This window comes from Stenotrophomonas sp. MMGLT7, from assembly GCF_021168555.1.
Lineage (GTDB): Bacteria > Pseudomonadota > Gammaproteobacteria > Xanthomonadales > Xanthomonadaceae > MMGLT7.
Map to the genome: position 1 here is coordinate 85,135 of NZ_JAJOZS010000014.1, position 22,317 is coordinate 107,451.

24 protein-coding genes are annotated in these 22,317 nt (G+C 67.9%); 3 read left to right on the top strand and 21 right to left on the bottom strand.

Features of this window, described 5'->3' with window-relative positions:
* Positions 1 to 11 precede the first annotated feature (11 nt).
* The 4 genes from prpE to LRX76_RS15495 form a co-directional block, all read right to left on the bottom strand.
* Positions 12 to 1,886, bottom strand: a complete 1,875-nt coding sequence (gene prpE / locus LRX76_RS15480) for a propionate--CoA ligase (RefSeq protein WP_231806525.1) — start codon at positions 1,884 to 1,886, stop codon at positions 12 to 14.
* A 95-nt stretch (positions 1,887 to 1,981) separates the two neighbouring features.
* Positions 1,982 to 3,607, bottom strand: a complete 1,626-nt coding sequence (locus tag LRX76_RS15485; RefSeq protein ID WP_231806526.1) for an acyl-CoA synthetase — start codon at positions 3,605 to 3,607, stop codon at positions 1,982 to 1,984.
* Between the two features lie 420 nt (positions 3,608 to 4,027).
* On the bottom strand, positions 4,028 to 5,014 hold the full coding sequence (locus tag LRX76_RS15490) for a malate dehydrogenase (protein ID WP_231806527.1): 987 nt from the start codon (positions 5,012 to 5,014) through the stop codon (positions 4,028 to 4,030).
* 94 nt (positions 5,015 to 5,108) lie between these two features.
* Positions 5,109 to 5,603 (bottom strand): peptidylprolyl isomerase, encoded by a 495-nt coding sequence (locus LRX76_RS15495; protein ID WP_231806528.1) that lies wholly within the window; start codon positions 5,601 to 5,603, stop codon positions 5,109 to 5,111.
* Between the two features lie 213 nt (positions 5,604 to 5,816).
* On the opposite strand from LRX76_RS15495, the gene typA reads away from it, so the two are divergent.
* The 3 genes from typA (at position 5,817) to LRX76_RS15510 (ending at position 10,061) form a co-directional block, all read left to right on the top strand.
* Complete coding sequence (gene typA / locus LRX76_RS15500; RefSeq protein WP_231806529.1) at positions 5,817 to 7,646, top strand: translational GTPase TypA; 1,830 nt, start codon at positions 5,817 to 5,819, stop codon at positions 7,644 to 7,646.
* Between the two features lie 19 nt (positions 7,647 to 7,665).
* Positions 7,666 to 8,142 carry a DUF2127 domain-containing protein gene (locus LRX76_RS15505; protein WP_231806530.1) on the top strand — a complete coding sequence of 159 codons (477 nt, stop codon included), beginning with the start codon at positions 7,666 to 7,668 and terminating at the stop codon, positions 8,140 to 8,142.
* A gap of 323 nt (positions 8,143 to 8,465) precedes the next feature.
* Positions 8,466 to 10,061 (top strand): amidase, encoded by a 1,596-nt coding sequence (locus LRX76_RS15510; protein ID WP_231806557.1) that lies wholly within the window; start codon positions 8,466 to 8,468, stop codon positions 10,059 to 10,061.
* A gap of 303 nt (positions 10,062 to 10,364) precedes the next feature.
* Here LRX76_RS15510 and LRX76_RS15515 read toward each other — a convergent pair whose 3' ends face one another.
* The 17 genes from LRX76_RS15515 to rplE form a co-directional block, all read right to left on the bottom strand.
* Entirely contained in the window at positions 10,365 to 11,519 is a 1,155-nt protein-coding gene (locus LRX76_RS15515) for a mechanosensitive ion channel family protein (RefSeq protein WP_231806531.1), read from the bottom strand.
* A gap of 84 nt (positions 11,520 to 11,603) precedes the next feature.
* A complete protein-coding gene (locus LRX76_RS15520; RefSeq protein ID WP_231806532.1) occupies positions 11,604 to 13,004 on the bottom strand; it encodes a 3-deoxy-7-phosphoheptulonate synthase class II in 1,401 nt (466 codons plus the stop codon).
* 50 nt (positions 13,005 to 13,054) lie between these two features.
* Positions 13,055 to 13,573: a disulfide bond formation protein B gene (locus tag LRX76_RS15525; protein ID WP_231806533.1), complete on the bottom strand. Its 519-nt coding sequence runs from the start codon at positions 13,571 to 13,573 to the stop codon at positions 13,055 to 13,057.
* A gap of 144 nt (positions 13,574 to 13,717) precedes the next feature.
* On the bottom strand, positions 13,718 to 14,101 hold the full coding sequence (rplQ, locus tag LRX76_RS15530) for a 50S ribosomal protein L17 (RefSeq protein ID WP_231806534.1): 384 nt from the start codon (positions 14,099 to 14,101) through the stop codon (positions 13,718 to 13,720).
* Positions 14,102 to 14,335: 234 nt separating this feature from the next.
* On the bottom strand, positions 14,336 to 15,334 hold the full coding sequence (rpoA, locus tag LRX76_RS15535) for a DNA-directed RNA polymerase subunit alpha (RefSeq protein ID WP_231806535.1): 999 nt from the start codon (positions 15,332 to 15,334) through the stop codon (positions 14,336 to 14,338).
* Between the two features lie 54 nt (positions 15,335 to 15,388).
* Positions 15,389 to 16,018, bottom strand: a complete 630-nt coding sequence (rpsD, locus tag LRX76_RS15540; RefSeq protein ID WP_231806536.1) for a 30S ribosomal protein S4 — start codon at positions 16,016 to 16,018, stop codon at positions 15,389 to 15,391.
* 14 nt (positions 16,019 to 16,032) lie between these two features.
* Positions 16,033 to 16,425, bottom strand: coding sequence for a 30S ribosomal protein S11 (rpsK, locus tag LRX76_RS15545; protein WP_231806537.1), 393 nt, complete (start codon positions 16,423 to 16,425; stop codon positions 16,033 to 16,035).
* 12 nt (positions 16,426 to 16,437) lie between these two features.
* Entirely contained in the window at positions 16,438 to 16,794 is a 357-nt protein-coding gene (gene rpsM, locus LRX76_RS15550) for a 30S ribosomal protein S13 (protein WP_231806558.1), read from the bottom strand.
* Positions 16,795 to 17,145: 351 nt separating this feature from the next.
* Entirely contained in the window at positions 17,146 to 18,498 is a 1,353-nt protein-coding gene (gene secY, locus LRX76_RS15555; RefSeq protein ID WP_231806538.1) for a preprotein translocase subunit SecY, read from the bottom strand.
* A gap of 7 nt (positions 18,499 to 18,505) precedes the next feature.
* Positions 18,506 to 18,949 (bottom strand): 50S ribosomal protein L15, encoded by a 444-nt coding sequence (rplO, locus tag LRX76_RS15560; RefSeq protein WP_231806539.1) that lies wholly within the window; start codon positions 18,947 to 18,949, stop codon positions 18,506 to 18,508.
* Positions 18,950 to 18,955: 6 nt separating this feature from the next.
* A complete protein-coding gene (gene rpmD / locus LRX76_RS15565; protein ID WP_005408214.1) occupies positions 18,956 to 19,147 on the bottom strand; it encodes a 50S ribosomal protein L30 in 192 nt (63 codons plus the stop codon).
* Positions 19,140 to 19,682, bottom strand: a complete 543-nt coding sequence (gene rpsE / locus LRX76_RS15570; protein WP_231806540.1) for a 30S ribosomal protein S5 — start codon at positions 19,680 to 19,682, stop codon at positions 19,140 to 19,142. The genes rpmD and rpsE overlap by 8 nt, the downstream gene beginning before the upstream one ends.
* 152 nt (positions 19,683 to 19,834) lie before the next feature.
* Complete coding sequence (rplR, locus tag LRX76_RS15575; RefSeq protein ID WP_231806541.1) at positions 19,835 to 20,194, bottom strand: 50S ribosomal protein L18; 360 nt, start codon at positions 20,192 to 20,194, stop codon at positions 19,835 to 19,837.
* 96 nt (positions 20,195 to 20,290) lie between these two features.
* Positions 20,291 to 20,818 carry a 50S ribosomal protein L6 gene (gene rplF / locus LRX76_RS15580; RefSeq protein ID WP_231806542.1) on the bottom strand — a complete coding sequence of 176 codons (528 nt, stop codon included), beginning with the start codon at positions 20,816 to 20,818 and terminating at the stop codon, positions 20,291 to 20,293.
* Positions 20,819 to 20,832: 14 nt separating this feature from the next.
* A complete protein-coding gene (rpsH, locus tag LRX76_RS15585) occupies positions 20,833 to 21,231 on the bottom strand; it encodes a 30S ribosomal protein S8 (RefSeq protein WP_231806543.1) in 399 nt (132 codons plus the stop codon).
* Between the two features lie 214 nt (positions 21,232 to 21,445).
* Positions 21,446 to 21,751 (bottom strand): 30S ribosomal protein S14, encoded by a 306-nt coding sequence (rpsN, locus tag LRX76_RS15590; protein ID WP_231806544.1) that lies wholly within the window; start codon positions 21,749 to 21,751, stop codon positions 21,446 to 21,448.
* An 18-nt stretch (positions 21,752 to 21,769) separates the two neighbouring features.
* Complete coding sequence (rplE, locus tag LRX76_RS15595; RefSeq protein ID WP_231806545.1) at positions 21,770 to 22,312, bottom strand: 50S ribosomal protein L5; 543 nt, start codon at positions 22,310 to 22,312, stop codon at positions 21,770 to 21,772.
* Between the last annotated feature and the right edge of the window lie 5 nt (positions 22,313 to 22,317).

Genomic DNA, 22,317 nt, shown 5'->3' on the forward strand with positions numbered 1-22,317 from the left:
CTCGGTACGCGTCAGCTGCCCAGCGCGCGGCGGATCTCCTCCAGTGCGCCCGGATCGTCCAGCGTGGACAGGTCGCCCGGGTCGCGCTGTTCGGCCAGCGCCTGCAGCGAGCGCCGCAGCAGCTTGCCCGAGCGGGTCTTGGGCAGGGCGTTGACGATGTATACGCGGGCCGGGCGCGCCACCGCACCCAGCTGGTCGGTCACCTGCCGCATGATCTGCGCGATCGCCGCCTCCGGGTCCTGCGGCGCCTGCTTCAAGGTGGCGAACACCAGCGGTACCTGCCCCTTCAGCTCGTCGTGCACACCGACCACCGCCGCCTCGGCCACGTCCGGGTGGCTGGCGACCGACTCCTCGATCTCGCGCGTGCCCAGGCGGTGGCCTGCCACGTTGATCACGTCGTCGGTGCGGCCGAGGATGAAGGTATAGCCTTCCTCGTCGCGGATCGCCCAGTCCAGCGAGCTGTACAGCAGCTCGTCGAAGTGGCTGAAGTAGCTGCTGATGAAGCGCGCATCGTCGTTCCACACCGTCGCCATGCAGCCGGGCGGCAGCGGCGGCTCGATCACCAGCACGCCCTTCTGCCCGGCACGCACGGTATCGCCGCTGCGCTCGTCGATCACCTTCATCCTGTAGCCGAGGTTGGGGAAGCCGGGCGAGCCGAACTTCACCGGCTTCATGTCCAGGCCCGGCAGCAGCGTCAGCGCCGGCCAGCCGGTCTCGGTCTGCCAGTAGTTGTCGATGATCGGCTTGCCCAGCGCATCGGCGATCCACAGCGCGGTGGGCTCGTCCAGCGGCTCTCCGGCCAGGAACAGGTACTTCAGCGCCGACAGGTCGTGGACGCGGATGTACCCGACGTCGTGCTTCTTGAGCACGCGGATGGCGGTGGGCGAGGAGAACATCGTGCGCACCCGGTACTTCTCGCACAGCGCCCACCAGATGCCCGGGTCGGGATTGGTCGGCAGGCCCTCGTAAAGCAGCGCGGTGCAGCCGCCGATCAGCGGGCCGTAGACGTTGTACGAATGCCCCACCGCCCAGCCGACGTCGGAGGTGGAGAACATCACCTGCCCCGGCGCGCAGTCGAACACGGTGCGCATGGACTGCGCCATCGCCACCGCGTAGCCGCCGACGTCGCGCTGCACGCCCTTGGGCTTGCCGGTAGTGCCGGAGGTGTAGAGCAGGTAGCTGGGCTCGTTGGATTCGAGCCATTGCACCGGCACCTCGGCATCGCCGACCTCGGCGCGCAGCGCGGCGTACTCGAAATCGCGCCCCTCCACGCGCGGCTGCGCGGCGTCGAGCCCGCGCGAGACGATCAGCACCTTCGGCGGCGGCGCGCTCGCTTCCGCGCAGGCGGCATCGACCATCGCCTTGTACGGGATGACCTTGCCGCCACGGCAACCGGCATCGGCGGCGATCAGCAGCTTGGGCGTGGCATCGTCGATGCGCAGCGCCAGGTTGTGCGCGGCGAAGCCGCCGAACACCACCGAGTGGATCGCACCGATGCGCGCGCAGGCGAGCATCGCGAACACCGCCTCGGCCATGTTGGGCATGTAGATGACCACGCGGTCGCCGTGGCCGACGTCGAGCCGCTTGAGCACCGCGGCGAAGGCGTTGACCTCGCGATACAGCTCGGCGTAGCTGATCTCGCGGGTGACGCCGGTCTCGCTGGACACCGCCACCAGCGCCAGTTGCCCGGCGCGGTCGGCCAGGTGCCGGTCCACCGCGTTGTAGCACAGGTTGGTTTCGCCGCCGACGAACCACTTGCGGAACGGCGGATTGGAATAGTCGAGGATCTGCCGCGGCGGCTTGTGCCAGTGGATGGCCTTGGCCTCTTCCGCCCAGAACTCCTCCGGCTGCTCGATCGAGCGGCGGTACACCTCTTCGTAGCGCATTGCAGTCCCTCCCAGAACCGTCATGGCACAAGCATAGGGGCGCCCCGGAGGCCGCACCCTGCGACGATGGTCGTAGCGCCGTCGCCGCCGTGCGGCTACTCCAGGTCGCGCGCGCGTTCGCGCAGCACGAACTTCTGCACCTTGCCGGTGGCAGTGCGCGGCAGCTCGCCGTAGACGAAGAACCGCGGCACCTTGAAGCCGGCCAGGTGCTCGCGGCAGTAGGCCTGCAGGCCCTCCGGCGGATCGGCGTCGGGCGACTCGAGCTCGATGAAGGCGCACGGCGTCTCGCCCCACTTCCCGTCCGGGCGCGCCACCACCGCGGCGGCCATCACCGCGGGGTGCCGGCACAGCGCGTCCTCGACCTCGATCGAGGAGATGTTCTCGCCGCCGGAGATGATCACGTCCTTGGAGCGATCGCGGATCTTCACGTAGCCGTCGGGGTACACCACCGCCAGGTCGCCGGTATGGAACCAGCCGCCCTCGAACGCCTGCGCGGTCGCCGCCGGGTTCTTCAGGTAGCCCTTCATGGTGATGTTGCCGCGGAACATGATCTCGCCGATCGCCTTGCCGTCCCACGGCACCGGCTGCATCGTCAGCGGGTCGAGCACCTGCATGTCCTCCTGCAGCAGGCAGGCCACGCCCTGGCGGCTGTTGAGCTCGGCGCGCTCGGCCACCGGCAGCCCGGCCCAGTCCGGACGCGGCTGGCACAGCGAGGCCGGGCCGTAGACCTCGGTCAATCCATACACGTGGGTGATGGCGAAGCCCATCCGCTCCATGCCCTCGATCACCGCCGCCGGCGGCGCGGCGCCGGCCACCTGCGCCTTCACTCCCTCGATGCCCTGCTTCCATTGCGCCGGCGCGGCCACCAGCGCGCTGTGCACGATCGGCGCGCCGCAGAAATGGCTGACGCCGTGCTCGCGCATCAGCTCGAACACCCGCTGCGGATCGAACCGGCGCAGGCACACGTTGACCCCGGCCACCGCCGCCAGCGTCCACGGGAAGCACCAGCCGTTGCAGTGGAACATCGGCAGCGTCCACAGGTACACCGGATGCTGCGGCATGCCCCAGTCGATGATGTTGGCCACCGCATTGAGATAGGCGCCGCGGTGGTGGTAGACCACGCCCTTGGGATCGCCGGTGGTGCCGGAGGTGTAGTTGAGCGAGATCGCGTCCCACTCGTCGGCCGGCAGCTGCAGCGGGAAGTCCGCGTCGCCGCCGGCCAGGAACATCTCGTACTCGGCCTCGCCGAGGAATGCGCCGTCCGTCACCTCGGCATCGTCCACGTCCACCACCCGCGGCGGCCGCTTGCACAGCGCCAGCGCCTGCGCAACCACCGGCGCGAACTCGCGGTCGGCGAACAGCACGCGGGCCTCGCCGTGGTCGAGCATGAACGCCAGCGTCGGCGCATCCAGGCGGGTGTTGAGCGTGTTGAGCACCGCGCCGAGCATCGCCGGGCCGTAGTGCAGCTCGAACATGGCCGGCGTGTTGGGCAGCAGCGCCGCCACCGTGTCGCCACGGCCGATGCCCCAGCCCCGCAGCGCCGAGGCCAGCTGCCGGCAGCGCGCGTACACCTGCGACCAGCTCAGCCGCCGGTGGCCGTGGATCAGCGCGGTGCGATGCGGGTGCACCAGCGCCGCCTTGCGCAGGAAACTCAGCGGCGACAGCGCGGTGTAGTTGGCCTGGTTGCGTTCCAGGCCCTGCGCGTAGGCGTGTTGCGACATCGAAACCCTCCCGGTCCGAATGCATCGGTCGACCGCAAGGGTAGCCGGCGCCCTGCGGCCGGCCCTTTCGACATTGGTCGAAGCCGCCGCCCGAGGCACGGGGCGACCTGATTGGCGTCGACAGTCGGCCCGTGCGCATTGCTACCGGGCGTCGTCCCCGCGAAGGCGGGAAGCGATTTACAGCGACCCGAAGCGGCCGATCGTCCCGCGCCTCGCCGCGGCACGGGCCCAGGTCGCCGGGTCCCCGCCTTCGCGGGGACGACGGCGGATTCCGACACGAAGCCGGCAGCGGGCGCCAGCCAGGCATGGAAAAGGAGTGCGCACCGCACTGGATCGGCGGGTCTGCGTCGTTCGATGCCCGGAAAGCAGGACGCCGGCACGAGGCCGGCGTCCGCAGGTCAGGCTTCGGGGATCGTCCGCTCAGCCCAGCAGGTGGGCCACGCCGGAACGCTCCTCTTCCAGCTCGGCCAGGGTCTTGTCGATGTACTTCTGGCTGAAGTCGTCGATCGGCAGGTCCTTGACGATGCTGTACTTGCCGTTCTCGGTGGTCACCGGGAAGCCGAAGATCACCCCTTCCGGGATTCCGTAGGAACCGTCGGACGGCACGCCCATGGTCACCCACTCGCCGCCGCTGCCCAGCACCCAGTCGCGGATGTGGTCGATGGCGGCGTTGGCCGCCGAGGCCGCCGACGAGGAGCCGCGCGCCTCGATGATCGCCGCGCCGCGCTTGCCCACGGTCGGGATGAAGCTGCCGGCGTTCCATTCCTGGTCGTTGACGGCCTCGGCGACGGAGGCGCCGCCGACGGTGGCGAAACGGTAGTCCGGGTACATGGTCGGGCTGTGGTTGCCCCACACCACCAGCTTGCGGATGTCGCCCACCGGCTTGCCGAGCTTGTGCGAGAGCTGGCTCAGCGCGCGGTTGTGGTCCAGCCGCAGCATCGCGGTGAAGTTCTTCGGATCCAGGTCCGGGGCCGACTTCATGGCGATGTAGGCGTTGGTGTTGGCCGGGTTGCCGACCACCAGCACCTTGACGTCGCGCTTGGCGACCTTGTTCAGCGCCGCGCCCTGCGCGGTGAAGATCTTGGCGTTCTCCAGCAGCAGGTCCTTGCGTTCCATGCCCGGGCCGCGCGGACGCGCGCCGACCAGCAGGGCGACGTCGGCATCCTTGAACGCCACTTCCGCATCGTCGGTACCGACGATGTCGGCCAGCAACGGGAACGCGCAGTCCTCCAGTTCCATGATCACGCCCTTGAGCGCGGCCTGGGCCTTGTCGATGGGCAGCTCCAGCAGCTGCAGGATCACCGGCTGGTCCTTGCCCAGCATCTCGCCGGAGGCGATACGGAACAGCAGGGCGTAACCGATCTGGCCGGCAGCGCCGGTCACGGCAACACGTACGGGGGTCTTCATGATGGTTCCTCTGCGAAAAAACTGCGTTTCGTGGGGGGAATCGCCGCGGGCGCGATGCCCGCGGCCTGAAAGCTAACGTGCCGGCGCGTACGGATCAGGCGGCCAGGATCTTGTTCCACTCGGCGACGCGGTCGGCCTTGGCCGCCAGCGCGGCATCGGCGTCGCCCTCGATCGTCACCTTGTTGATGGCATCGCCCTGGGCGACGGCATCGACCACGTCCAGGCCCTCGACCACCTTGCCGAACACGGTGTGCTTGCCGTCCAGCCACGGCGTGGCGACGTGGGTGATGAAGAACTGGCTGCCGTTGGTGTTGGGGCCGGCATTGGCCATCGACAGCACGCCGCGCTCGTGGCGCACGCCGTTGTCGGTCTCGTCCTCGAAGCGGTAGCCGGGGCCGCCGCGGCCTGAGCCTTCCGGGCAGCCGCCCTGGATCATGAAGTCGGCGATCACGCGGTGGAAGTTCAGTCCGTCGTAGAAGCCGCGCTTGGCCAGGTTGACGAAGTTGGCCACCGTCAGCGGTGCCTTGTCGGGGTAGAGCTCGATCTTGATCGGGCCGCGGGCGGTGTCGAAAGTGGCGGTCAGGGACATGGGATCCTTGCGATTGCGGGAGCTGGACAATGGCCGCCTAGGATACACCGGCGCCACGGCGGCCCATCTGCTCCGATGGTCTGATCCGGGTGCCTTCGGCCCGTCCGCCGCCCCGCCGCGCAGGCCCGGCCGCACGGGGCCGGAAGCAGTTATAATGGTCGGCTTCTCCCTACAGTCCAGGCCAGGCGCCCGTTCCGGCAGCCCACTTCACGCATGTCCATCGAAAACCTTCGCAACATCGCCATCGTCGCCCACGTCGACCACGGCAAGACCACCCTTGTCGACCAGCTGCTCAAGCAGTCAGGCACCTTCAGCGAGCGCGCGCAGGTCGGCGAGCGCGTGATGGACAGCAACGACCAGGAAAAGGAACGCGGCATCACCATCCTGGCCAAGAACACCGCCATCAACTGGAACGGCAACCGCATCAACATCGTCGACACTCCCGGGCACGCCGACTTCGGCGGCGAGGTCGAGCGCGTGCTGTCGATGGTCGATTCGGTGCTGATCCTGGTCGATGCGATGGACGGGCCGATGCCGCAGACCCGCTTCGTGACGCAGAAGGCGTTCGCGATGGGCTTCAAGCCGATCGTGGTGGTCAACAAGATCGACCGCCCCGGCGCGCGCCCGGAATGGGTGGTGGAGCAGGTGTGGGACCTGTTCGACCGCCTCGGCGCCACCCCGGAGCAGATGGACTTCCCGATCGTCTACGCCTCGGCGCTGAACGGCTACGCCTCGCTGGACGAGAACGCCCGCGAAGGCGACATGACGCCGCTGTACGAGGCCATCATGAAGCACGTCTCGCCGCCGGCGGTGGACCCGGACGGCCCGTTCCAGATGCGCATCAGCCAGCTGGACTACAACAACTTCGTCGGCGTGATCGGCATCGGCCGCATCCAGCGCGGCAAGCTGAAGAAGAACATGCCGGTGTCGGTGATCGACCGCGAGGGCAAGAAGCGCCAGGGCAAGGTCCTGCAGGTGCTGGGCTTCCTCGGCCTTGAGCGGATCGAGCAGGAAGAGGCCGAGGCCGGCGACATCGTCGCCATCTCCGGCATCCAGGAGCTGACCATCTCCGACACCGTGTGCGCGCTGGACACCCCCGAGGCGCTGCCGGCGCTGACCGTGGACGAGCCGACCATCTCGATGACCTTCCAGGTCAACAACTCGCCGTTCGCCGGCAACAAGGACCTGTCCGGCGGCAAGTTCCTGACCAGCCGCCAGCTCAAGGACCGGCTGGACCGCGAGAAGGTGCACAACGTCGCCCTGCGCGTGGAGCAGCTGGAGGACGCCGACAAGTTCCTGGTCTCCGGCCGCGGCGAGCTGCACCTGTCGGTGCTGATCGAGAACATGCGCCGCGAGGGCTACGAGCTGGCGGTGTCGCGCCCGGAAGTGATCATCAAGGAGATCGACGGCCAGCTGATGGAGCCGATCGAGCAGCTCGTCATCGACGTGGAGGAGACCCACCAGGGCGGCGTGATGGAGAAGCTCGGCATCCGCAAGGGCCAGCTCAAGAACATGGAGCCCGACGGCAAGGGCCGCGTGCGCCTGGATTACGAAATCCCGGCGCGCGGCCTGATCGGCTTCCAGAACGAGTTCAAGACCCTGACCCAGGGCTCGGGCCTGCTGTTCCACGTGTTCGACCACTACGGCCCGAAGGAACAGGGCGCCATCGCCAAGCGTCCCAACGGCGTGATGATCGCCAATGCGCCGGGCGCCACCCCCGCCTACTCGCTGGGGCCGCTGCAGGAACGCGGCAAGCTGTTCGCCGCCGAGGGCGACAACGTGTACGAAGGCCAGCTGGTCGGCATCCACTCCAAGGACAACGACCTGACCGTCAACGCCATCAAGACCAAGCCGCTGACCAACATGCGCGCCTCCGGCAAGGACGATGCGATCCAGCTCAGCCCGGCGATCAAGTTCTCGCTGGAACAGGCGCTGGACTTCATCGACGACGACGAGCTGGTCGAGATCACCCCCAAGGAAATCCGCCTGCGCAAGAAGTTCCTGACCGAGAACGAGCGCAAGCGCGCCTCGCGCGGCGGTTGATCGCCTGCCCGCCGACGAGGTGACCAGGAAACCGTACAACCCGGATCCGCACGCGCATCCGGGCCTGCACCTGGTCGCCCTGCTCGAGGCGGCCAAGGGCCTGCTGGCGGTACTCGCCGCCAGCGGCCTGGAACTGGTCGGTCCGCAACCGCTGCGCCATGCAGTGGACCACCTCATTGCCCGCTTCCACCTGGATCCGGACCACGGCGCCCTGCCCTCGCTGCTGGCCATGATCAATCCCGGCGCGGTTCATCTTGCCGCCGCCGGCATGCTCGGCTATGGCCTGCTGCACCTGCTCGAGGCCTGGGGCCTGTGGCGCGCCAGGGTCTGGGCCTCGTGGCTGGGCTGTGCCACCGCCGCGCTGTACCTGCCGTTCGACATCTACGCCATCGTCCGCCACCCCGGCTGGCCGGCGTGGAGCGTGCTGGCGATCAACCTGCTGGTGGTGGCGGTGCTGGCACGCGACATCTTCCGGCGACACCGCAGCGCGCGCTGAGCAGCGCCTCGCCACCTCCGCGCACGGCTGCATGTCGGCGCAAAGCCTCCCCCTCGACTCCTGCACCGCTTGCCGGCGACGGACGCCCCGTCCTAACCTGACTCCATCCCACCGGATGGAACCGTGCCATGTGCCTACTGTCGCGTCAGCGCCCAGATGCCGGTCCTGCGCGCGGCCATCGGTTCGCCGCGCAGGGCGCAGACCGCCGCCAGGACCGGCCGTCCTGGCAAGGCCTGCAACGCGGAGAGGCGGATCCGGGGCAAGTGCAGCGCCGGCGTTTGCGCATTGACGCGACACTGGCCCTGCTGCTCGCGATCGCCGCGATGATGGTCGGCAGCCAGGCCGTCCATGCCACCCCGCCCAGCGCCGTGGCGCCGGAACCGGCGGCCGACCAGTACGACTTCCCCTACGCCGAGACCGACATCGCCGAACTGCAGGCACACATGGGCAATGGCGAACTGGACAGCGTGACCCTGACCCGCGCCTACCTGCAGCGCATCGCCCTGATCGACCGCGCCGGCCCGCGCCTGAACGCGATCATCGAGATCAATCCCGATGCCGCGAAGGAAGCGGCCGAGCGCGACGAGGAACGGCGCAGCGGGCGCATCCGCGGCCCGTTGCACGGCATCCCGCTGCTGCTCAAGGACAACATCGACGCCACGCCGATGAGCAACAGCGCCGGCTCGCTGGCCCTGGCCGGCTTCCGCCCGGCCGAGGACGCCTTCCTGGTGCAGCGCCTGCGCGCGGCCGGCGCGGTGATCCTGGGCAAGACCAACCTCAGCGAATGGGCCAATTTCCGCTCGACCCGCTCCACCTCCGGCTGGAGCGCGCGCGGCGGGCAGACGCGCAACCCGTACGTGCTGGACCGCAATCCCTGCGGCTCCAGTTCCGGCACCGCCGCGGCGGTATCGGCCAACCTCGCCGCCGCCGGCATCGGCACCGAGACCGACGGCAGCATCGTCTGCCCGGCCGCGGTCAACGGGCTGGTGGGCCTGAAGCCGACCGTGGGCCTGGTCAGCCGCGACGGCATCATCCCGATCTCCTTCAGCCAGGACACCGCCGGCCCGATGGCACGCAGCGTGGCCGACGCGGCCGCGCTGCTCACCGCCATGGCCGGCCGCGACGAATCCGACCCCGCGACCGCCGCCATGCCCGGCCGCGCGGTGTACGACTACGTCGCCCGCCTGAACCCCGACGCGCTGCGCGGGGCGCGCATCGGCGTGCTGCGCAACGCGCTCGAGGACGACCCGGTCATCGCGCTGCAGATGCACGCGGCGGTGCAGGCCATGCGCGATGCCGGCGCCACCGTGGTCGAGGCGCGCATCCCGACCCAGGGGCAATGGGACGAGGCCGAACTGCAGGTGCTGCTGCACGAGTTCAAGGCCGGCGTGGAACGCTACCTGGCCGGCCATCGCGCTCCCATGGCTACCCTGGCCGAGCTGATCGCCTTCAACCGCGAGCACGCGGAGCGCGAGATGCCGCACTTCGGCCAGGAACTGTTCGAGCAGGCCCAGGCCACCGGCGGGCTGGCCGATCCCGGCTATATCCGCGCGCGCACGCTGGCCCGGCGCCTGGCCGGCCCGGAAGGCATCGACGCGGCGCTCCAGGCCCAGAAGCTGGATGCGCTGGTCGCGCCGACCACGGGCCCGGCCTGGCGCACCGACCCCATCGATGGCGACGATTTCCCCGGCGGCGGCTATGGCGCCGCCGCCGTGGCCGGCTATCCCAGCCTGAGCGTGCCGATGGGCTTCAGCAACGGCCTGCCGCTCGGGTTGCTGTTCATGGGCACGGCCTGGAGCGAACCGCGGCTGATCGAACTGGGCTACGCCTACGAGCAGCTGACGCAGGCACGCAAGCCGCCGCGCTTCCTGCCCACGCTGCCGGTCCCACCGGCCGCCGTCGCCGCAGGCCCCCTGTAGGAGCAGCGGTCTTTTCGCGCACCGGCCACTCCAGCGCCACGGGGTGGCCTCTTCCCACCGCAGCAGGGTCTCTGCCCTGACGGGTGCGGTGACGGCGCCACGGGCCGGCGGCACGGGCACCGGTTGCATATGGCCAGCTGCGCGAGCGGCGTGCGGCGGCCCCGGGCCCGCCCTCCCCCTCGAGCAACCGTAGGAGCGACTTCAGTCGCGATCGGGCCTCACCGGTAAGACCACATCGCGACTGAAGTCGCTCCTACGGGTCGCATCGCTGCTGCAAGGACCGCGACGGCCGCGGATCGCCTCTCAGGACTCGCCGCCGGAAGCCGGCATGATCGCCGGCTCGCCGTCCTCCGCACCGGGCGAACGCATCGCCTTCGGATCGAGCCGCCGCATCGGCCGTGCCGGCGTGTCCTCGCCATCGTCCTGCGAGGCGATCTGCGCGCGCAGCCGCGGCAGCGCATACGGATGCTGGCGGACCAGGAAGTCGATCATGCGCTCGCGCACGATGCAGCGCAGGTCGAAGGCATCGCCCGAGTTGCGCGCGCTCACCAGCAGGCGCACCTGGATGGTGGTCTCGCTGGTCTCGGTCACCTGGGTCACGCACACCCGCCCGTCCCAGAGCTGCTCGCCGCGGCAGATGCGCTCCAGTTCGGCACGCACCTCGCCCATCGGCGTGCGGTAGTCCAGCCACAGGAACGCCGTGCCCAGCAGGTCGGCGCTGCGGCGCGTCCAGTTCTGGAACGGGTTCTCGATGAACCAGGTCAGCGGCACGATCATCCGCCGCTCGTCCCAGATCCGCACCACCACGTAGGAACTGCCGATCTCCTCGATCCGCCCCCACTCGCCTTCCACGATCACCACGTCGTCCAGCCGGATCGGCTGGGTCAGCGCGATCTGCAGCCCGGCGATCAGGTTGCCGAACACCGGCTTGGCGGCGATACCGGCGACCAGGCCGATGATGCCGGCCGAGGCCAGCAGCGTGGTGCCGATCTGCCTCACCGCCGGGAACGTCAGCAGCACCAGCGAGCAGCCGATCAGGATGATCGTCCCCATCAGCACCCGGCTCAGCACCCGGGTCTGGGTCTGGATGCGCCGCGCCTCCAGGTTGTCGGCCACCTCCATCGGATAGCTGCGCAGGATCGCGGCCTCGCCGGCGGCCACCGCACGCACCAGCAGCCAGGTCAGGCAGCCGACCATGAAGATGCGCAGCGTATGGATCGACATCTCCAGCATCCGCCCTTCCAGCGGCGTCGCCTCGAGCGCGGAGATCAGCAGCAGTGCCGGCACCGCGAAGGCCAGCGGCACGCTGACCACGCGCACGATGCGCGCGCGCCGGTAGTCGCGCCCCTCCATGCGCCGGGCCAGCGACAGCAGCAGCCACCAGGCGAGCAGGCCACAGGCCAGCGCGCCGCCGATCGGCAGGGCGTAGGCGCGGAAAATCTCCCAGTCGTAGTTCAAGGCACGGCCTCCTGTCGGGCAACACGGCCCTCAAGCATGCCGCAACCACGATGATCGCGGCGTCGTTCGACGCCGCGAGGATCCTCAGGCAAGCGGCGGCGCCAGCCGGTCGCGGCCGCGCTTGCGCACGATCGCCATGGCGATCTCCAGCGACTGCTCGTAGTTCAGGCGCGGGTCCACGGTGGAGCGATAGGCGCGCTCCAGGTCGCGCTCGGTGAGCTGGCGCGCGCCGCCGGTGCACTCGGTCACGTCCTCGCCGGTCAGCTCCAGGTGCACGCCGCCCAGGCGGGTGCCGGCGGCGGCGTGCAGGTCGAACGACAGCTCCACCTCGTTGAGGATGTTGTCGAAGCGCCGCGTCTTGTAGCCGTTGGCGGTGCTCTCGGTGTTGCCGTGCATCGCATCGCACACCCACAGCACGCGGCGGCCGTCGCGCCTGACCGCGTCCAGCAGCGGCGGCAGCTTGTCGGCGATCTGCGCCGCGCCCATGCGGTGGATGAAGCTCAACCGCCCCGGCTCGTCCTCGGGATTGAGCACGTCGATCAGCCGCAGCAGCTGGTCCGGCTGCACCGAAGGTCCGACCTTGATCGCGATCGGGTTGCGCACCCCGCGCAGGTACTCGACATGGGCGCCGTCGAGCGCGGCGGTACGCATGCCGATCCACGGGTAGTGCGTGCTCAGGTTGAACCAGCCCCACTGCCGCGGCACCTGCCGGGTCAGGGCTTCCTCGTAGGGCAGCAGCAAGGCCTCGTGCGAGGTGTAGAAGTCGATCCGGTTGAGGTTGTGCACCTCGCCGCCGGCGAGCGTCTCCATGAAGTTCACCGCATCGCCGATCGAGGCCACCATGCGCTGGTACTCCACCGCCAGCGGCGAGCAGCCCACCCAGCTCAGGTTCCAGTACTCGGGATGGCGCAGGTCGGCGAAGCCGCCATCGATCAGCGCCCGCACGAAGTTCATCGTCAGCGCCGAGCGCGAGTGCGCGGTGATCATCCGCTGCGGGTCGGGCACCCGCGCCTGCGCGGTGAACTGCGGCGCGTTGACCACGTCGCCGCGGAAGCTGGGCAGGGTCACGCCATCGCGCGTCTCGTTGTCGGCCGAGCGCGGCTTGGCGTACTGGCCGGCGAAGCGGCCCACCCGCGTCACCGGCATCTGCAGGCCGTAGACCAGCACCAGGCTCATCTGCAGCAGCACCTTGAGCCGGTTGGTGATCGTGGCCGAGCCGCAGTCGTCGAACTTCTCCGCGCAGTCGCCGCCCTGCAGCAGGAAGCGCCGGCCCTCCTGCGCCTCGGCCAGCTGCTTCTTCAGCGCGAAGATCTCCCAGGACGTCACCAGCGGCGGCAGCTCCCGCAGCTCCTGCAGGCTCGCCTCCAGCGCGGCCGGGTCCGGATACACCGGCATCTGCAACGCGGTCCTGCCGCGCCAGCTGTCCGGCGCCCACGGCGCGGTCGCGGCTTCGGGGCGGGCATGGGACGAAACGGATGCTTTCATTGCGGGGTGTCCGGCAGCGGAAGGGGGAAAGGACGCGACGGCACGCCGCCTCAGTACATCAATCGTTGCTTGCGCGCGCGGAAGCCGGCGTACAGCGCCCACAGCGCCAGCGCGACGAACCAGGCCAGGCTCCACATCGGCATCGTCATGCCAAGGAAACGCCAGTCGATCGTGCCGCAATCGCCGCTGCCGGTGAGGACGGTGCGCAGCACCTCCAGCGGCCCCATCGTCTCGCGCAGGAAACTCAGCGGCGGACCGCACGAGGCCATCGCGTCCTGCGGCATCACCTGGATCCACACGTGGCGGCCGGCGACGCCGATGCCGGCCAGCGCCGGGATCAATGCCAGGATCGCGTAGACCCTGCGCGCCGGCGGGCGCCGCGGCCCGTGCAGCGCACCGAGCAGGAATACCAGCCCCAGCGCCGCGAACGCGATGCGCTGCAGGATGCACTTGGGACAGGGTTCCAGGCCGTCGTGCAGTTGCAGGAACACCGCATAGCCCAGCAAGGCGGCGCAGATCAGGAAGCCGAGCAGGAACTGGACCCGGAAGCCCCAGCGGAACGGGTTCATCGGAGGTACTCGAACGGAACAGCGTCGCATTATCGACCATCGCCGCACGATGTCGAACCCCGCTGTCGCTCCCTGGCCCGGCGACACCAACAGAAAGGCCCGGCATGTGCCGGGCCTCGCCGATGCAGCCGCGAACGTGGGCGATTACTCCGCCACTTCCTCGGCCACGGCCGGGCGGTCGACCAGCTCGACATACGCCATCGGCGCATTGTCGCCGGCACGGAAGCCGCACTTGAGGATGCGCAGGTAGCCGCCGGGACGGCTCTGGTAGCGCGGGCCCAGCTCGACGAACAGCTTGCCCACCGCTTCCTTGTCGCGCAGGCGCGCGAAGGCCAGGCGGCGATTGGCGACGCCGTCGACCTTGGCGATGGTGATCAGCGGCTCGGCGACGCGACGCAGCTCCTTGGCCTTGGGCAGCGTGGTCTTGATCAGCTCGTGCTTGAACAGCGAGGCGGCCATGTTCTTGAACATCGCTTCGCGGTGGGCACTGGTACGGTTGAACTTGCGTCCGGATTTCTGGTGGCGCATGGGAAGGGATTCCTATCTGTGAATGTTGGAACTGCTGTGCTTCGCTGTCGCCGTCCTGGCGCTGGTAGTGGACTGCGGATGGCCCAAAGCCGGCACTCCCTGGCCGGCTGGCGCCGCGGACCTTCGGTCCGTCGACGTCGGCGGGGTTGCAGCGGCTCGCGCCGGCTGCACCCTGCTCTTCACGCCTGCCCTCGCGCGGGCCGGGCCCGCGCGAGGAACAGGTTTACTGCATCATCAGCCGAGCATGCCGTGCTGGGCGACGCCGGCCGGCGGCCAGTTCTCCAGCTTCATGCCCAGGGAAAGGCCGCGCTGGGCGAGCACTTCCTTGATCTCGGTGAGCGACTTCTTGCCCAGGTTCGGGGTCTTGAGCAGCTCGACCTCGGTCTTCTGGATCAGGTCGCCGATGTAGTAGATGCTCTCGGCCTTCAGGCAGTTGGCCGAACGCACCGTCAGCTCCAGGTCGTCGATCGGGCGCAGCAGCACCGGATCCACGCCGCCGGTGGCCGGCTTGGGCGCACCGCGGTCGCGGTGGGTGAAGTCACCGAATACCGACAGCTGGTCGCTGAGGATGTCGGCGGCGGTGCGCACGGCTTCCTCGGCATCGATCGTGCCGTTGGTCTCGATGTCCAGCACCAGCTTGTCCAGGTCGGTGCGCTGCTCGACGCGGGCGGCCTCGACCGAATAGGCGACGCGGCGGACTGGCGAGAACGAGGCGTCCAGCATCAGCCGGCCGATCGTGCGGGTCTCCTCGTCCGGGCGACGGCGCGCGGCCGCCGGCTGGTAGCCGAAGCCACGCTCGATCTTCAGGCGCATGTTCAGCGCCGCATCCTTGGTCAGATGGCAGATCACGTGATCGCCATTGAGGATCTCGACGTTGTGGTCGGTCTTGATGTCGGCGGCAGTGACCGTGCCCGGCCCCTGGCTGGACAGCGACAGCGTGGCGCTGTCGCCGCTGTGCATGCGGATGGCGACATCCTTGAGGTTCAGCAGGACTTCCAGCACGTCCTCCTGCAGACCCTCGACCGTGGTGTACTCGTGCAGCACGCCGTCGATCTCGACCTCGGTGATGGCGAAGCCCGGGATCGAGGACAGCAGCACGCGGCGCAGGGCATTGCCCAGGGTGTGGCCATAACCGCGCTCCAAGGGCTCGATCACGACCTTGGCGCGGTTGTCGGTAAGGCGTTCGATCTGCGGACCGCGAGGGCGCAGAACCTGGTTGGCGGTAACCGTCATGTTGCGGGGTCTCCTGCGAACCTCCGGTGCGACCCGGAGGCTCTCCAATGTGAATTACTTCGAATACAACTCGACGATCAGCGCTTCGTTGATGTCCGAAGGCAGGTCGGCGCGATCCGGCACGGCCTTGAACACGCCGCTGAACTTCTTCGAATCCACCTCGACCCACGACGGGTTCAGGTCGTGCTGCTCGGCCACGGTCAGGGCTTCCTGCACGCGCATCTGCTTCTGCGCCTTCTCGGACAGCTCGATCGCGTCGCCGGCCTTGACCTGGTACGAGGCCAGGTTCACCGACTTGCCGTTGACCAGCACGCCGCGGTGGCTGACCAGCTGGCGCGCGGCCGGACGGGTCACGGCGAAGCCCATGCGATAGACGACGTTGTCCAGGCGGGTTTCCAGCAGCTGCAGCAGGTTCTCGCCGGTGTTGCCCTTCTTGGTCGAGGCCTTCTTGTAGTAGTTGCGGAACTGGCGCTCCAGCAGGCCGTAGATACGCTTGACCTTCTGCTTCTCGCGCAGCTGGGTGGCGTAGTCGGACAGCTTGCCCTTGCGGGCGGTGGCGCCGTGCTGGCCGGGCTTCTGCTCCAGCTTGCACTTGGAGTCCAGCGCACGCGCCGGGCTCTTGAGGGAAAGATCGACGCCTTCGCGGCGGGCGAGCTTACAGGTAGGACCAATATAACGAGCCATTTCTCTTCAGCTCCTCAGACGCGACGCTTCTTCGGCGGACGGCATCCGTTGTGCGGGATGGGCGTCACGTCGATGATGTTGATGATCTTGTAGCCGACGTTGTTCAACGAACGTACGGCCGACTCGCGGCCCGGACCCGGACCCTTGATACGCACTTCCAGCGACTTCACGCCGTAGTCCAGCGCGGCGCGGCCGGCCTTCTCTGCGGCGACCTGGGCGGCGAACGGGGTCGACTTGCGCGAACCGCGGAAACCCGCGCCGCCCGAAGTGGCCCACGACAGCGCGTTGCCCTGGCGGTCGGTGATGGTGACGATGGTGTTGTTGAAAGAAGCGTGGACGTGGGCGACGCCGTCGGTGATGACGCGCTTGATCTTCTTCTTGGTTTTAGCAGCAGCTGGCTTGGCCATGATATCTGTCCCTTACTTCCTGATCGCCTTGCGCGGGCCCTTGCGGGTGCGGGCGTTGGTACGGGTGCGCTGGCCGCGCAGCGGCAGGCCACGGCGGTGACGCAGGCCGCGGTAGCAGCCCAGGTCCATCAGACGCTTGATGGCGATGCCGATTTCACGGCGCAGATCGCCCTCGACGATGTACTTGCCGATCTCCAGGCGCAGCCGTTCGATTTCCGGCTCCGACAGGTCGCGGATCTTGGTGGTCGAAGCCACGCCTGCGGCTTCGCAGACCTTCTTCGAGCGGGTACGGCCGATGCCGTAGATGCTTTGCAACCCGACCCAGACGTGCTTCTGGGCTGGCAGGTTGACGCCTGCAATACGCGCCATGACGCGGTTCTCCAACTGAGTGATGGCCCGACAGCGCACACACGGCGCCATCCGGCAGGATGGATCAAAAAGTGAACTTTGAATTGTAGCAAGGTCTCGGGTTACTTGGAAGCCCATGGAACATTCAAGTTCCACGGACCCGGCATGGGGAGTGTGCCCATGCTCCGGCGCCGGATGTCGTTGGTCCGCGAAGGCCATGTCGCCCTTGCGGTCCGCCCGCGCTACTCCAGCGCAGGACCACTCCACCACACCCGCGCACGAGACCGCTGCACGGGCCGCCCTTCATTTCGGAAGGACAGGCTTCCGGGAACCGGAAGCGCCTTCACATCAGGAAGCTCGAATTGTAACAGGTCAGTTGCGGGCGAAGCCGCCGCGCGAACCGCCCTTGAGGTTGGCCTTCTTCAGCAGGCTCTCGTACTGGTGCGACATCAGGTGCGCCTGGATCTGCGCGATGAAGTCCATCACCACCACCACCGCGATCAGCAGCGACGTACCGCCGAAGTAGAACGAGGCACCCATCTGCGTGCGCAGCACTTCCGGCAGCAGGCACACGATCACCAGGTACACCGAACCGGCCGCGGTCAGCCGCGTCAGCACGCCGTCGACGTAGTCGGCGGTCGCCTTGCCCGGACGGATACCCGGGATCAGCGCACCCGACTTCTTCAGGTTGTCGGCGGTTTCCTGCGAGTTGAACACCAACGCGGTATAGAAGAACGCGAAACCCACGATCAGCCCCGCGAACACGATCATGTGCAGCGGCTCGCCCGGGCCCAGGGCATTGGCGATGCGCTGCAGCCAGGTGGCCGAGGTCGCCTGGCCCGACCACATCGACAGCGTGGCCGGGAACGCCAGGATGCTGGAAGCGAAGATCGGCGGAATCACGCCGGCCATGTTCAGCTTGAGCGGCAGGAACGAGGTCTGGTTCATGTACGCGCTGCGGCCGCCCTGGCGGCGCGCGTAGTTCACCGTGATTCGCCGCTGCCCGCGTTCGACGAACACCACGAACGCGGTGAAGGCCAGCACCGTGATCACGATCAGCAGCAGCGCGATGAAGCTCAGCTCGCCGTCGCGGAAGCGCTCGACCGTGGAGATCACCGCGCTCGGCAGGCCGGCGACGATGCCGGCGAAGATGATCAGCGACACACCGTTGCCGATGCCGCGCTCGGTGACCTGCTCGCCGACCCACATCAGGAAGATCGTGCCGGCCGTCAGCGCCACCACCGCGGTGAGCACGAAGCCCATGCCCGGCGCGTACACCACCGGGGCGCCGCCCGGAGAGGTCTGTCCCTGCAGCGCGAGGGCGATGCTGCCGCCCTGCACCACCGCCAGCAGCACCGCGCCCAGGCGCGAGTACTGGGTGATCTTGCGCCGGCCGGACTCGCCTTCCTTCTGCATCGCCTTCAGCGACGGGAAGATGTGCACCGCCAGCTGCATCACGATCGACGCGGAGATGTACGGCATCACGTTCAGCGCGAAGATGCTGAAGCGATGCAGGGCGCCACCGGAGAACATGTTGAACATGTCGACGATGCCGCCCTGGTTCTGCATCAGCGCAAGCATGGCATCGGGATTGACGCCCGGCACCGGCACGTAGCAGCCGATGCGGTAGACGATCAACGCCCCGAGGACGAACAGCAGACGCTGGCGAAGTTCAGTGAACTTGCCGGCGCCTGCAGCGAGATTTCCGATGCCAGCTTGCGCCATCTTGCTATTACTCCTGCACGCTGCCGCCGGCAGCTTCGATCGCGGCCTTGGCACCGGCCGTGGCGGCCACGCCCTTGAGCACGAACGCCTTGGTCAGCTCGCCCTTCTTGACGATCTTGGCCTTCTTGGCGCTGGTCGGGACCAGCTTGGCCGCACGCAGCGCGGCGAAGTCGATCTCGCCGGCATCCAGCTTGTCGAGCTGGTAGGACAGCACCTCGGCGGTGTCCTTGGCGATCTTGGAACGGAAGCCGATCTTCGGCAGACGGCGCTGCATCGGGGTCTGGCCGCCTTCGAAGCCGGCCTTGATCTTGCCGCCACCCTTGCGGGCGAACGAACCCTTGTGGCCGCGGCCGGCGGTCTTGCCCAGGCCGGAGCCGATGCCGCGACCGACGCGGGTACGCTCGGTACGGGCGCCGTCGGCGGGCTTGAGGTCATTGAGACGCAGAGTCATGGTCGATTACTCCTCAACCTGGACGAGGTACTGAACCTTGTTGATCAGACCGCGCACCTGCGGGCTGTCCTTCAGTTCACGCACATCGTTGAGCTTGTTCAGGCCCAGCGCACGCACCGACAGGCGATGACGCGACTGGGTTCCACGCAGGCCACGCACCAGGCGGACCTTCACCGTCTTGTTGGACTCATTAGCCATGGTTGAGTTCCTCCACCTTCTTGCCGCGCTTGGCCGCGATCCGCTCAGGCGACTGCATCTCGACCAGGCCGCGCAGCGTGGCGCGCACCAGGTTGATCGGGTTGCGCGAGCCGACCGCCTTGGCCAGCACGTTCTTCACGCCAACCGCTTCCAGCACGGCGCGCATCGCACCGCCGGCGATCACGCCGGTACCTTCCGAAGCCGGCTTCATGAACACGCGCGCCGCGCCGTGGCCGGCCTTGACCTCGTGCCACAGGGTGCCGTTGTTCAGGTCGATGTTGGCCATGCCCTTGCGGGCGTGCTCCATCGACTTCTGGATGGCGACCGGCACTTCGCGCGCCTTGCCGTAACCGAAGCCGACCTTGCCGGCGCCGTCGCCCACCACCGTCAGCGCGGTGAAGGTGAACTGGCGACCGCCCTTGACCGTCTTGCTGACGCGGTTGACCGCGACCAGCTTCTCGATCATGCCGTCGTCTACTTTCTCTTCGCGGTTGCGGTCGCGATCACGACCCCGCGGTGCACGCTCTTCTGCCATGTTGATTCCTTGAGTTGTCGGATATGTACGGCTCGGGCCGCTTATGGTTGTGAATGACCACGGTGCCGCGAACGCCACTTCAGAAGAGTGGCGCCGCCCGATGCGGCCCGCATCGGCAGGGCGCGGCGCGGACATGGCCCGCGCCGACAGGATCAGAACTGCAGGCCACCCTCGCGGGCGGCGTCGGCCAGCGCCTTGACGCGGCCGTGGTAGCGATAGCCCGAGCGGTCGAAGGCGACCTTCTCGATGCCCGCGGCCTTGGCGCGCTCGGCGATCAGCTTGCCGACCTTGGCGGCGGCGTCGCTGTTCTTGCCGTTCTTCAGGCCTTCCTTGACGTCGGCCTGCAGGGTGTTCGCCGCGGCGATCACCTTGGCGCCGTCGGCGGTGAAGACCTGCGCATACAGGTGCTGGCCGGTGCGCAGCACCGAAAGGCGCGGCACGCCCAGCTCGCGGATATGCGCACGGGTCGACTTGGCGCGACGCAGACGGGCGATGTTCTTGTTGATGCTCATGGTATGTGTCCTACGGAAGCGGATCGACTTTGGGCTGGATACCACCTGTTGGATCCCCGGCCATGGATGGCCGGGCTCCTGGCAGAGGGACCTGCCTTATGCCTTCTTGGCTTCCTTGCGAATGATGACTTCACCGGCGTACTTGACGCCCTTGCCCTTGTACGGCTCCGGCGGACGGAAACCGCGGATCTTGGCGGCAACCTCGCCGACGCGCTGCTTGTCGGCGCCCTGCACCACGACCTCGGTCTGGCTCGGCGTGGTGATGGTGATGCCTTCCGGCGCCGGGAACACGACCGGGTGCGAGAAACCGAGCGCCAGGCTCAGGTCCTTGCCCTGCATCGAGGCGCGGTAGCCGACGCCGACCAGCTCGAGCTTGCGCTCGAAGCCCTCGGTGACGCCGTGCACCATGTTGAACAGGATCGCGCGGACGGTGCCGGTGATGGCGATGTCGGCAGGATCGTTCGCCGACAGCGTGGCAACGCCGTTCTCGATATTGATTTCGACGCCGGCCGGCTTGGGCAGCGACAGCGTGCCCTTCGGGCCCTTGACGCTGACCAGCTCGGGCTGGACGTTCAGTTCGACACCCTTCGGCAGGGAAATCGGCTTCTTGGCTACGCGGGACATGTCTTACTCCTCCCTTAGGCCACGAAGCACAGGACTTCGCCACCGACGCCGGCCTGACGGGCCTGCGCATCGGTCATGATGCCCTTGGACGTGGAAATGATGGCAACGCCCAGACCACCCATGACCTTGGGCAGCTCGGTCTTGCCGCGATACTGGCGCAGGCCCGAACGCGAAACGCGCTTGAGCGTCTCGATGACCGGACGGCCCTCGAAATACTTCAGCACGATCTCGAGCTCGGCCTTGTTGTTCTCGATCGGGGTGACGCGCAGGTCGGTGATGTAGCCTTCGGCCTTCAGCACCTCGGCGATCGAAACCTTGATCTTGGAGGACGGCAGTTTCACCGTCGGCTTGCCAACCGCGGCCGCATTCTTGATGCGGACCAGCAGGTCGGCGATGGGATCAGTCATGCTCATAGTGAGTACCTTTGAGTGCACCGATATCCGCTTTCGCGAAAATCTCGTGTTGTCCTGGTGAGGCCAGGGCCTGTTGCCACAACCGCCGGACGCGCGCGGCGCCGGCAAGGGGCGGCATTATACGGCAAAGAAGCCCGGTGTGCGCCGGACTTCCTGCCATGAAGTGGAGGCTCCACTTCGACGCCTCCCGGACGGGCCGGGAGCCGCTGTTCCTTTACCAGCTGGCCTTGTGCAGGCCCGGCACGTCGCCACGCATGGTGGCTTCGCGCAGCTTGTTGCGGCCCAGGCCGAACTTGCGGTAGACGCCGCGCGGGCGGCCCGACAGTTCGCAGCGGTTGCGCTGGCGGCTCGGCGAGGAGTCGCGCGGCAGCTTGGACAGCTTGGTCACGGCCTCGGCCTTCTCGTCATACGAGGCGGTCGGGCTGATGACGATCTTCTTCAGCGCCTCGCGCTTGTCGGCGTACTTCTTGGCCAGCTTCTTCCGCTTGATGTCGCGGTTGACCATGGAGGTCTTTGCCATTGTGGTTTCCTCGACGAATCAGTTGCGGAAGGGGAACTTGAACGCCTCGAGCAGCGCCTTGGCTTCGGCGTCGGTCTTGGCGGTCGTGGTGATGGCGATATCCATGCCGCGGATCGCGTCGACCTGGTCGAAGTCGATCTCCGGGAAGATGATCTGTTCCTTCACGCCCATGTTGAAGTTGCCGCGGCCGTCGAACGAACGGCCGGAGATACCGCGGAAGTCGCGCACGCGCGGCAGCGAGATATTGATCAGGCGGTCCAGGAACTCGTACATCTTGCCGCGGCGCAGCGTGGTCTTGCAGCCGATCGGCCAGCCGTCGCGGATCTTGAACGAAGCCACCGAGACGCGCGACTTGGTCACGATCGGCTTCTGGCCGGCGATCTTGGCCATGTCGGCCACGGCGTTCTCAAGGATCTTCTTGTTGGTGGCGGCCTCGCCCACGCCCATGTTGAGCGTGACCTTGACCAGCTTGGGCACTTCCATCGGATTGGTGTAGCCGAACTTCTTCATCAGAGCCGGCACCACTTCTTCCTGGTAAATCTTTTCGAGACGGGAGGTCATCAGAT

Coding starts and splice junctions, on each gene's coding strand:
- LRX76_RS15510 (WP_231806557.1), top strand. CDS start 8,466: ATGATGGTCGGCAGCCAGGCCGTCCATGCCACCCCGCCCAGCGCCGTG.
- LRX76_RS15485 (WP_231806526.1), bottom strand. CDS start 3,607: ATGTCGCAACACGCCTACGCGCAGGGCCTGGAACGCAACCAGGCCAAC.
- rplE (WP_231806545.1), bottom strand. CDS start 22,312: ATGACCTCCCGTCTCGAAAAGATTTACCAGGAAGAAGTGGTGCCGGCT.
- typA (WP_231806529.1), top strand. CDS start 5,817: ATGTCCATCGAAAACCTTCGCAACATCGCCATCGTCGCCCACGTCGAC.
- rpsK (WP_231806537.1), bottom strand. CDS start 16,425: ATGGCCAAGCCAGCTGCTGCTAAAACCAAGAAGAAGATCAAGCGCGTC.
- LRX76_RS15525 (WP_231806533.1), bottom strand. CDS start 13,573: ATGAACCCGTTCCGCTGGGGCTTCCGGGTCCAGTTCCTGCTCGGCTTC.
- secY (WP_231806538.1), bottom strand. CDS start 18,498: ATGGCGCAAGCTGGCATCGGAAATCTCGCTGCAGGCGCCGGCAAGTTC.
- LRX76_RS15495 (WP_231806528.1), bottom strand. CDS start 5,603: ATGTCCCTGACCGCCACTTTCGACACCGCCCGCGGCCCGATCAAGATC.
- rplO (WP_231806539.1), bottom strand. CDS start 18,949: ATGACTCTGCGTCTCAATGACCTCAAGCCCGCCGACGGCGCCCGTACC.
- rpsD (WP_231806536.1), bottom strand. CDS start 16,018: ATGGCTCGTTATATTGGTCCTACCTGTAAGCTCGCCCGCCGCGAAGGC.
- rpsM (WP_231806558.1), bottom strand. CDS start 16,794: ATGGCGCGTATTGCAGGCGTCAACCTGCCAGCCCAGAAGCACGTCTGG.
- rpmD (WP_005408214.1), bottom strand. CDS start 19,147: ATGGCTAATGAGTCCAACAAGACGGTGAAGGTCCGCCTGGTGCGTGGC.
- LRX76_RS15520 (WP_231806532.1), bottom strand. CDS start 13,004: ATGAAAGCATCCGTTTCGTCCCATGCCCGCCCCGAAGCCGCGACCGCG.
- rpsN (WP_231806544.1), bottom strand. CDS start 21,751: ATGGCAAAGACCTCCATGGTCAACCGCGACATCAAGCGGAAGAAGCTG.
- rplR (WP_231806541.1), bottom strand. CDS start 20,194: ATGAGCATCAACAAGAACATCGCCCGTCTGCGTCGCGCCAAGTCGACC.
- rplQ (WP_231806534.1), bottom strand. CDS start 14,101: ATGCGCCACCAGAAATCCGGACGCAAGTTCAACCGTACCAGTGCCCAC.
- rpsE (WP_231806540.1), bottom strand. CDS start 19,682: ATGGCAGAAGAGCGTGCACCGCGGGGTCGTGATCGCGACCGCAACCGC.
- prpE (WP_231806525.1), bottom strand. CDS start 1,886: ATGCGCTACGAAGAGGTGTACCGCCGCTCGATCGAGCAGCCGGAGGAG.
- rpoA (WP_231806535.1), bottom strand. CDS start 15,334: ATGACGGTTACCGCCAACCAGGTTCTGCGCCCTCGCGGTCCGCAGATC.
- rpsH (WP_231806543.1), bottom strand. CDS start 21,231: ATGAGCATGACTGATCCCATCGCCGACCTGCTGGTCCGCATCAAGAAT.
- rplF (WP_231806542.1), bottom strand. CDS start 20,818: ATGTCCCGCGTAGCCAAGAAGCCGATTTCCCTGCCGAAGGGTGTCGAA.
- LRX76_RS15490 (WP_231806527.1), bottom strand. CDS start 5,014: ATGAAGACCCCCGTACGTGTTGCCGTGACCGGCGCTGCCGGCCAGATC.